Below are 8,937 nucleotides of genomic sequence, written 5' to 3'. Positions count from 1 at the left end.
GTCATGTATAGATGATCACGGCTCGGACAGGCAGGGGCCGGCAGGGCATCAACAGCGTGTATCAGATCAAAGTCGCACGAGATGCCCTCTTAGAGCGACCGTCAATAGGGTTCATTTGAGGCGGCGGGTGGTGGGTCGGGTGTCCCAGCGGTAACGGGTTCGGGCTTCGCGGATCAGCGCACGGACGGTGACGAACGTGGCGGCGAGGTAGAGGAAGAATGCCACGATCTTGCCGTCGCGGTCGGTGCAGCGGCGGAGCTTGCCGAAGCTGTTCATCCAGGCATGGGTGCGTTCACAGACCCACCGCTTGCCGACCTGGATCGGTGCGGGGACGCCCTTGCTGGCGATCTCACCGTGTAGGCCGAGCCCGTCGAGCAGGGCGCGGGTCACGCCGGAGTCGTAGCCGGCGTCGAGGTGCACGATCACGTCTTCGGGCCAGTGCGGGCCGGCCTGGGTGGTGGCCGCTGCCAGGGTTGGGCCCAGCAGTGGTGAGTCGTGGCGGTTGGCGCCCGCGGAGACGATCCCGAGGGGAACACCGGCGCCGTTGGTGGCGATGGAGCGTTTCAGGCCGCCCTTTCGTCTGTCCACGGGGGACGGCCCGGCCTTGTCCCCGCCGCATGGGGCCTTGGTGATGCAGCCATCCGCCGCGATGTCGGCCAGTTGCAGGCCGACGATGCGGTCGTAGGCGGCCAATGCCACGGCGTGAACGGCCTCGGCGACACCGGTGGCGGCCCAGTCCTTGAGCCGGCGGCGAATCGTGGAGTCCGAGCAGGCCGCGGTGGCGACCCGTTCATAGCCCGACCCGTGCACCAGCGCGGCAACGAGGTGTTCGAAGACCACCCGGTCGGGGATCCGGCGTCGGTGGCAGCCGAGGGGGTGGCCGGGGTCGAACTCGCCGCGCTCGGGCAGCTGCGCGGCGAACTCGACCCAGACGGGCTCCAACAGCGATGATGGGATCGCGGGCACGGGCATCCTTGTCGATCACGGAGTTACAGAGCTGCTGAACGAGATCCTGGAGGGCTGGCAGCCCCAGACGGTGGACACCCTGGCGGACATCAGGATCGACGCGCTGGCCGACAGCGAGCTGGAACGGCTGTTCGTCGAGACGCTGAGGGCCAAGGCGGGCAAAGCCCAGGACGACCCAGTGGCCCGCGACCGGTTCTCGCTGGTCTCCCGGGCCGGCTCGCGGGGCGTGGAGTTCGAGCTGAAGCTCAAGCCCGCCGACGGGCCGGCTGTGCGGTGGCGCATGCGCGACCACGTCGCCCAGGGCGCCGCCGTGCGCAGCGAGCCGGACTATCTCCTCGAGTCCGACGACGGCACCAAGGTGGTCATCTTCCTCGACGGCTACGCCTTCCACGCCAGCCCGGACAACAACGAGATCGCCGCCGACGCGGCCAAACGGGGCGCGCTGCGCGACGACGGCACTTGGGTATGGCAGCTGACCTGGGGCGACGTGCGTGCCTGGGCCGCGTGTGTCGAGCAGAACATCAACGCCACCGCGCCGCAGGTGCCCCTGGTCAACGACCAGGCGCTCGCCAAGGCACGCGACCACTACTTCAGCACCACGCTGAAGGTCGACCCCGCTGCGGGCTCCTTCGACATTGCACTGGCCAACCCGGTGGAGGCGCTGCTGGCGTTCCTCGAACGGCCGGACCCGCAGGCGTGGGCGCGACGCGCCGTATCGGCACCTAGACGCCGTCGTGTGCCAGGCTCATGAGCGCACCCTAGCGGCTGATGCTGGCCCGAAGCACCGCTAGCCGTGTCAGATGTTGAAGCGGAACTGAGAGCGGCTGCCCCACCACCAGCGGGAACGGCCCGCGACGCCTGCTCACACGGCGTCTCCGGCTGTCATGGTTCCTGGCTGGTTGACGACGTTTCACGGCGTCTTGTGCCCCGGATGACTCTCCGACCCCATTCCGCCGTCGCCCGGCTCGGCGCTCGTCGTTGAGCTGCCAGCGCATGAGGTTGATGAATTCACATCCGCGACACCACCTACGCCGAAGACGCCAGCCGCCTACGCACCGGCAACGCGCCCCGCGTCATGGCCACCCTGCGCAACACCGCGGTAAGCCTGCTCCGCCTGGCCGGCACCACCACCATCGTGAAAGCCCTACGCCACAACAGCCGAAATCCCTACCGACCACTACAACTGCTCGGAATAACTTGAAACGGGCATAGAGCTACCTTGCCTGAGCCCTGGGGTCCTGGAGTATGTCCCCGGATGACTCAACCAGATCGCAGTTAGTCGACGGCCGAACGACCGTGGGGACTCGGCGGCCTGATCGAACATAGGCGGCAATCGCTAGATCCATTCGCAGGGACCTACCAACGAAACCCCTGGTCAAACCATGTTTATCGATCTGTTACCAAGGGCGGACTTCGCAGACGCTGCGATACCTATACGGTCCAACTTAGAACACCTGTAGATATGGAGGAATTCATGAGGAAAGTAACGGCGAAGCGACTCGCAGCGGCGGGTGGAGCACTCACACTCGCGTTTTCCGGCATCCTTCCTGTCGCGGCACCGGCATCTGCGGCGATCGAACCCATTCCGCGCGCAACGGCGAACGAGATGGGCGCCGAACCGATGGACGTCGGAACAATGGCCTCATGTTCGAACTGGACGCCACATCTGAGGCGAGTCATCGTCGGCAGCGCTAAGGTGCACACCAGCTATTCGGGGTCATCCCCTGTGATAGCTACGTGGAAGTCCCAGACGCTTTTCCGTGTCGACAAGCGTTGCGTGAACGATGCCGGAAACCTGTGGTGGCATTCGGATTGCTGCACTGGCGTTAAAGGCTGGATCTGGAACGACTATACAGAGTTCGCCCACTACAACTAACCGAGCCCGCCTACCACCGCTGCTCGCGTTTTTGGGTCTTTCCCCAATGTGACGTACAGCGTTTGCCTCTCGAAGAAGATTTCCGGGAAGTTGGCACCACCACGAACCCGCCCTCCGGCGTCAGCCGCCCTCTCGGCGGTGCCAGGAGACACGACGAACACCACCAGCGGACAGACGTCCACCGCTGGTGGTGCTTCGTCTCCCGTCCCTGCCACCCCGTGAGGAGAAAACCGTGTCCACCCCGCTCGCCCCATTCCGCCCCGGCCTCGCGGCCGGCCGTGACGCCCAAGCTCTGCGTCGCGCCGCCTTGCCGGAGCTCTCCGGCTGGCTGAAGCACACCGCCGCCGCCAGCGGCTGTGCCCGCCCAATCCGCCTCACCGGCACCATCACCGCCATCGACCGGGACACAGGCCGGGCCCTGAGCGAGCAGTACGACGGACTGCTAGCGGGAGACGCTCGGGTAGAACAGACGGTTCAGCGAGACTTAAATCTCGTTATCCAGTCTGCGTTGAGTTGATCGGCCTGTCGACGGTGCCCGACCACCAGTTGCCGATCCGGTGGAACATTCAGACCGACATAGTCGAGCACCTTTTGTGCGGTGCGGACCGGATCTGCCGCCAACTCCTCATACGTTACCTCGCAAGGGACGATGCTGTGCGAGGCGAACCAGACTGTCCAGTCCGCCTCGGACCTCTCGATCGTGGCGACAAGCCGACCAATCAGCTCTTCGTCGTAATGAGGATCCTGACCTCCGGGCGCGACGGCTTCGCCCGGATGCCAGAAATGGGTTTGCAGTGACTTTGCCCACGACACCGCCTGGGCCACGACGTCGCGTCGCCGCAGGTGAACGAATCTGAGTTGACCCAACTGGGAGCTCAATAGGTCTACATCCGTCACCGCTGGTATAGATGCGGCGGCGGCAAGGCCACTTATCAGTTCCGGCAGCGTCTCTGCCATGATCCTCCCGCCAAAGACACCGTTCGAAGTCTTGCCGGCGGTTAGTGCCGCTCGAACGAACGCTTCGTCGATCCGTCCATCGCGCGGTCGTGCTATACGCCAGTCGTCGGCGTACTCATTCAAACTCTTGCGATTGAAGTAGGAGGCTGGGTGGCCGGCAACCCCGGACGAGTCCAGCAGGCCGCACAGCAAAGTACTTCCCGAGCGGGGCGTCGCGCAGATCAGGTACGAGTCAAAACCTGGGCGTGTCACAGCGGAAGACGGTAACCGAGCGTCGACCTGGGACCAACCGAATTCCCGCACGTCGGTGGGGCAAGTGAAGACGGCTCTCCGGCGCCGCCTGACCGGCTCGATGGGATGGGGAAATCGAACAGCTGACAACGGTCGATTGGGCGTCAGTTACGCATGGCTGCGCCAGCTGGCCGGCGAGCTTCCCGGAGGTCGGCGTGGGCGACGGCCAACTGCTCACGGATCTCGGTGAGTTCGCGGGTGAGGCCGTCCTCACCGTTCGCACGTACGGCGACACGGCCGACAAGCCTAGAGGCCACGATTTAGTGCGCAACCTCCCGACCGGAACCCCAGGTCAACGCCCTACGACCCGCCGAAAACCGACCCAGTGATAAGAGTCAGGTTCTAAGGCCGGCCGCTGGCCCACATCCAGGTCCGCCGCTACCGCAAAGGGTTCGGGCGTGCCGACCTCGCCGGCGCCCGACCGCCCCGCCGTTCGTTCTTTGCTGACGCTGGCGTTCGCCGCCGCCGCGGCCGTCGGCGTGCTCGGCGGGATGATCGGCCTCGGCGGCGCCGAGTTCCGCCTGCTCCTGCTGATCATGCTGTTCGGGTTCGCCGCTCTGCAGGCCGTGATCCTCAACAAGGCCCTCAGCCTGGTCGTGGTCCTCACCGCCCTGCCCGCCCGGCTCGCCGCGGTGCCACTCTCCACGCTGCTGCCACACTGGAACGTGGTGGTCAACGTCCTGCTCGGCAGCCTCGCCGGCGCATGGGTCGGGTTCTCCTGGGCGACCCGGATGCGCTCGTCGACCCTCTACCGGGTCCTGGCGGGGCTGCTCGTGCTCATCGCCCTCGCCCTGGTCGGCAACCACATCGGCCACGCTGCGCCACACCCACCTGCCCTTGGCAGCCGTCCTGGTCGTCGGCTTGCTCGCCGGATTCTTCATCGGCATCGTCGCCGCGATCATGTGCGTGGCCGGCGGCGAACTGCTCATCCCCACGATCGTGCTGCTGTTCGGCACCGACGTCAAAATCGCCGGCAGCCTGTCGCTGGCCGTCTCGCTACCGACCGTGCTCGTCGCGATCGCCCGCTACAGCCGCGATGGCAGCTTCACCGTGCTCTGCCGCCATGGTCGCCTCACCGCCGTGCTCGCCGCCGGATCGGTCACCGGCACTATCCTCGGCGGGCTACTGCTCGGCGTGGTCCCTGAAGTGGTGCTGGTCCCGTTCCTGGCACTCCTATATGTCCAGCTCCTGAATTAGCCAGCAGGCCCGCTTCGGGACCGGAACTCAGGTCACGTCACGAACCCGTCGATCGCGGCCCAGCTGCGCGCACGCCGTTGACCACCAGTCGGGCTCTTGGGGGTGACGAGCCGAAACCCATCCGTAGTCACGCGGCCAAGATGCGCGTCACCCGCTAGTACGGGTCCGGCCGGCGGACCGGCCGGACCCGTGGACGGTCAGCCCAGCCGGTAGGCCCGAATGATCGTCTCCTTGACGGCGTTACCGTGCACATCCTCGGCGGACGCCCGCAGCGACACGAACCCCCCGGCAGAGTCGGGGTGCCGTACCGTGGCGAAGCCGTCCGCCACCGGCACCCGCTGCCAGGTCGCGCCGTCGTCGAAGGAGACCTCGACGGACAGTTCCCGGACGCGGGCAGTGGTCGCCGTTCCGTCGACCCGGACCGGAAGCGGGACGGTCTGGCCAGCCGGCAGCTGCCCGAGCCCGTCGAGCCGCGGGTCGAACCGGACGGCGAGCAACGGCAGAGTCATGCTCTCCGCGACGTACCGCGACTCGAACGTCCACTCCGCCGACACCTTGGTGGAGCGGATCGCGCCCGGCACGGTGGTCCGGGAGACCAGCCGGTACTGGCCCTTGTCCGGCCGCACCTGGAAGGCGGCGCTGTCCGGTCGGAGGCTGCCGGTGACGAGGCGGCCATCCCGGTACAGCACCGTCTCGCCGACGCCGCCGATCCACGTCGAACTCGCGTAGTGGCCGGACGCGCTGTCCGACACCAGCGGCACGGAGAAGTTGAGCAGGTTCCCGGAGCGGACGGACGCGCTGCCGACCACCGGGCCGAGGACCGAGGTGTACCAGTCCTCGTGCAGGGTCCCGCCGTTGGCAATCGTCCGGACGCTCTGGTTCTGCACTTGGAGGAACTTCGGCGCCGTCTGGTACAGCGTTGAGCTCCACCGCACCCCACCCGCGCTGTAGAAGTACGAGGTGAGCCGGCCGGGCAGCGTGATCTCGTCCTTGTTGATGGCCTCGGCTGGCGGGGCGGACGAGCCGGGCGCGACCGCGAAGTCGACCCGATCGCCGGTGCCCGCCGTACCGGTCGAGCCGAAGTCGGCGGTCACCGTGGCCAAGTCCGCGTCGGTGATCATCGGGTGCGACCTGACCGGGCCGGACTGGTTGGCCACGGACACGTTGCAGACCCGCCGGGAACCGGGGCCGCAGGTGGTGCTGCCTGGTACGTCGCGCAGGTACTGCACCGACGTGTACGTCAGTCCGGGCACCTCGGCCGGTACGACGTACGCCTCCGGGGCGCTCGCCGCGAACGCGGTCCCGGTGCCGGCGATGCCGAGCGCGGAGCCGGTGTACGTGCCGGTCTCGACGCCGTTGAGGGTGACCCGGACCCGCTCACCGGCCCGGGCGTCGAGCACCACCTCGCGCGCGGTGCCCAGGCTGACCTCTGTGGCCGCCAGGGTGAACGACGGGTACCACGGCTCGCGGTCCGGGGACTGGGTCGGGATCCAGGAATACACCCCGTACCGGCCGGCCGGCAGCTCACCACTGAGCGGGCGGCCGAACGTCATCCCGGAGTACGTGACTCCGGTGTCGAGGTTGGTCAAGAACACCGAGAAGCCGTACGTCCGGCCGTTCGTCACCCCGTCCCGGTCGATGGTGCTGACCGTGATCGGCTGGGTGACCGGGTTCGCGTAAGCCGACACCGCCGTCTGCACCACGGTGTCGTCGCCGGTGGCGGTGACCCGGGCCCCGTACCGGCCGGCCGCCTGGGCGGTGACTGTGACCTGCGCGGTGCCTCCCGCCGGCACAGTGACGTGCTTCGCGCTCAGCGTGAACGTGTCCCGGGGTGCCGCCCGACCGGCCAGGTCGGTCGCGGCGAGGTCGAGCTTCAGCTTGACCTCGTCCCGCCCGTCGTTGCGGTACGTGATGGTGCCGCTCGCCGGCGCGTCGCCGGTGAACGGGCCGAGCGTCAGGGTCGGCTGGACCGCGTATACCTGCTGGCGGGTCGCCCGGTTGAGGTCGAGCCGCCCGCTGCCCTGCCCGTACACCGTGGCGCCGGCCTGCGGTTCCGCGGCGCCCACCAGCGTCGACTTGAGCCGGTCGGCAGTCCAGTCGGGATGCGCGGCGGCGAGGATGGCGGCGGCGCCGGTCACGTGCGGGGCGGCCATCGAAGTGCCGCTGGCCTGGATGTACTGGTCGTCGATCGGGTAGCCGATGGTCGTCCCCGCAGCCCGGCCGGCGACGATCGCGTACCCGGGGGCGGTGATCTCAGGCTTCACCGCGTGGTCGCCGACCCGGGGGCCGCGGCTGGAGAACGCGGCGAGCTGCTCGTCGTCGGTGACCGCGCCGACGGTGAGCGCGGCGTCGGCCGCCCCGGGCGCGGTGACGCTCTCGTCGCGGCCGTTGTTACCCGCCGAGATGACGAAGAGCGTGCCGTGCTTCGCGGTCAGCGTGTTGACCGCCCGCGACATCTCGTCGGTGCCGTCGGTGGCCCCACCGCCGAGGCTCAGGTTCACCACCTTCGGCAACCACCAGCGAAAAGCAGGTTCTGCCGTTGTTGTCGATCGACTACGACATCGACCTAGACCTGTACAACCGGGCCGACGACAAGTGCCGGTTCACCTTCGGGCTGAAGATCCGGCACCAGGAGGGGAGCACCCCTGCCCCGATCACCGGCGTGAAGGCGTGGGCATCCTATGACGACGGCATCTCCTGGCAGGCGATCGAGATCGGGCCGAACCGGGCGGGCGGCTACCGGGCCACCGTCCAGCACTCGGCGGTCCCCGCGACCAACGGGTACGTCTCGCTCCGGGTCCAGGCGACCGACGCGAACGGCAACCAGCTCGACCAGACCGTCAGGCGGGCGTACGGGCTGAAGTAGGCACCACCGCGGGGGCGGCGTGCACCGCGCCGCCCCCGCTCCACCCGGTTCGTCCCAGCCCGCACGCCCGCCCCCGGCGTGGGCCTGTCTCCGGCAGGGTCTTTGCGTAGTCGATTGAGGTGTGTCTGACCTGGGCGTACGCGGTGTCACGGCCTGATTGGAGGGTGACGCGGGACGGGTGCGGCCCCGTCGGTGATCATGGAGTTGCTGAGACAACATGACACCGACAAGGGACCACACCCGCGCATGTCATCATCGCTGATCGACGTGATCCGTCAGCACGCCCCCGCCTCGACCGACACCACGGCGGCCGGCCGTGAGTCCGATGGCCTGCTGGCGGCCCTGGCACGAGTTCCTGACCCGCGTGATCCGCGAGGGATCCGGTATCCCTTGGCGAGCGTGCTCGCGGTCGCGGTGTGCGCGGTGATGGCCGGAGCCAGTACGTTCGCCGCGATCGTCGACTGGGTCGACGATCTCGATGCGCCGGCGTGGGGCCGGCTCGGGTTCACCGGTCGGGTGCCGGTCTTGACCACGGTATGGCGGTTGCTGGTCCGCGTCGACGCCGAGACGTTGACGGCGGTGCTGGCCGACTGGCTGTGCTCCCGGCTGTCGGCGCCGCCGCCGGCGCGACGGGTCATCGCTATTGACGGCAAGGTGGTGCCCGGCGCTGTCCTGCCCGACGGGCGGGTTCACTTGCTGTCGGCCTACGACACCTCGACCGGTGTGGTCCTGGCGCAGGTCCAGGTCGCGGCGAAGTCGAACGAGATTCCGGCGTTCGCTCCGC

General features: G+C 68.0%; 8 protein-coding genes and 1 pseudogene. 6 read left to right on the top strand and 3 right to left on the bottom strand.

The genetic code is table 11. The features are described 5' to 3' along the window. Positions 1–111 precede the first annotated feature (111 nt). On the bottom strand, positions 112–966 hold the full coding sequence (locus ACWD6N_RS36655; protein ID WP_450006573.1) for an IS5 family transposase: 855 nt from the start codon (positions 964–966) through the stop codon (positions 112–114). Between the two features lie 70 nt (positions 967–1,036). Between ACWD6N_RS36655 and ACWD6N_RS36650 the strand changes: the two genes are divergently transcribed. Further along, on the top strand, positions 1,037–1,717 hold the full coding sequence (locus tag ACWD6N_RS36650; RefSeq protein ID WP_450006571.1) for a hypothetical protein: 681 nt from the start codon (positions 1,037–1,039) through the stop codon (positions 1,715–1,717). 723 nt (positions 1,718–2,440) lie between these two features. Beyond that, positions 2,441–2,842, top strand: coding sequence for a hypothetical protein (locus ACWD6N_RS36645; RefSeq protein ID WP_450006569.1), 402 nt, complete (start codon positions 2,441–2,443; stop codon positions 2,840–2,842). A gap of 474 nt (positions 2,843–3,316) precedes the next feature. Here ACWD6N_RS36645 and ACWD6N_RS36640 read toward each other — a convergent pair whose 3' ends face one another. Continuing rightward, entirely contained in the window at positions 3,317–4,051 is a 735-nt protein-coding gene (locus tag ACWD6N_RS36640) for a Stf0 family sulfotransferase (protein ID WP_450006567.1), read from the bottom strand. Positions 4,052–4,488: 437 nt separating this feature from the next. On the opposite strand from ACWD6N_RS36640, the pseudogene ACWD6N_RS36635 reads away from it, so the two are divergent. Then, positions 4,489–4,872 (top strand): annotated as a pseudogene (locus ACWD6N_RS36635) (TSUP family transporter); the annotation flags it as partial. Between the two features lie 55 nt (positions 4,873–4,927). Beyond that, entirely contained in the window at positions 4,928–5,287 is a 360-nt protein-coding gene (locus ACWD6N_RS36630) for a TSUP family transporter (RefSeq protein WP_450006565.1), read from the top strand. Positions 5,288–5,484: 197 nt separating this feature from the next. On the opposite strand, the gene ACWD6N_RS36625 is transcribed toward ACWD6N_RS36630, so the two are convergent. After that, a complete protein-coding gene (locus ACWD6N_RS36625) occupies positions 5,485–7,791 on the bottom strand; it encodes a S8 family serine peptidase (RefSeq protein WP_450006563.1) in 2,307 nt (768 codons plus the stop codon). A 35-nt stretch (positions 7,792–7,826) separates the two neighbouring features. On the opposite strand from ACWD6N_RS36625, the gene ACWD6N_RS36620 reads away from it, so the two are divergent. Continuing rightward, a complete protein-coding gene (locus ACWD6N_RS36620; RefSeq protein WP_450006561.1) occupies positions 7,827–8,153 on the top strand; it encodes a hypothetical protein in 327 nt (108 codons plus the stop codon). Positions 8,154–8,351: 198 nt separating this feature from the next. Then, on the top strand, positions 8,352–8,937 hold a 586-nt coding region (locus ACWD6N_RS36615), incomplete at its 3' end, for a transposase family protein (RefSeq protein WP_450006559.1).

The organism is Micromonospora sp. NPDC005163 (assembly GCF_053599835.1).
This window is presented reverse-complemented; position numbering and strand designations above follow the sequence as displayed.

Coding starts and splice junctions, on each gene's coding strand:
- ACWD6N_RS36645 (WP_450006569.1), top strand. CDS start 2,441: ATGAGGAAAGTAACGGCGAAGCGACTCGCAGCGGCGGGTGGAGCACTC.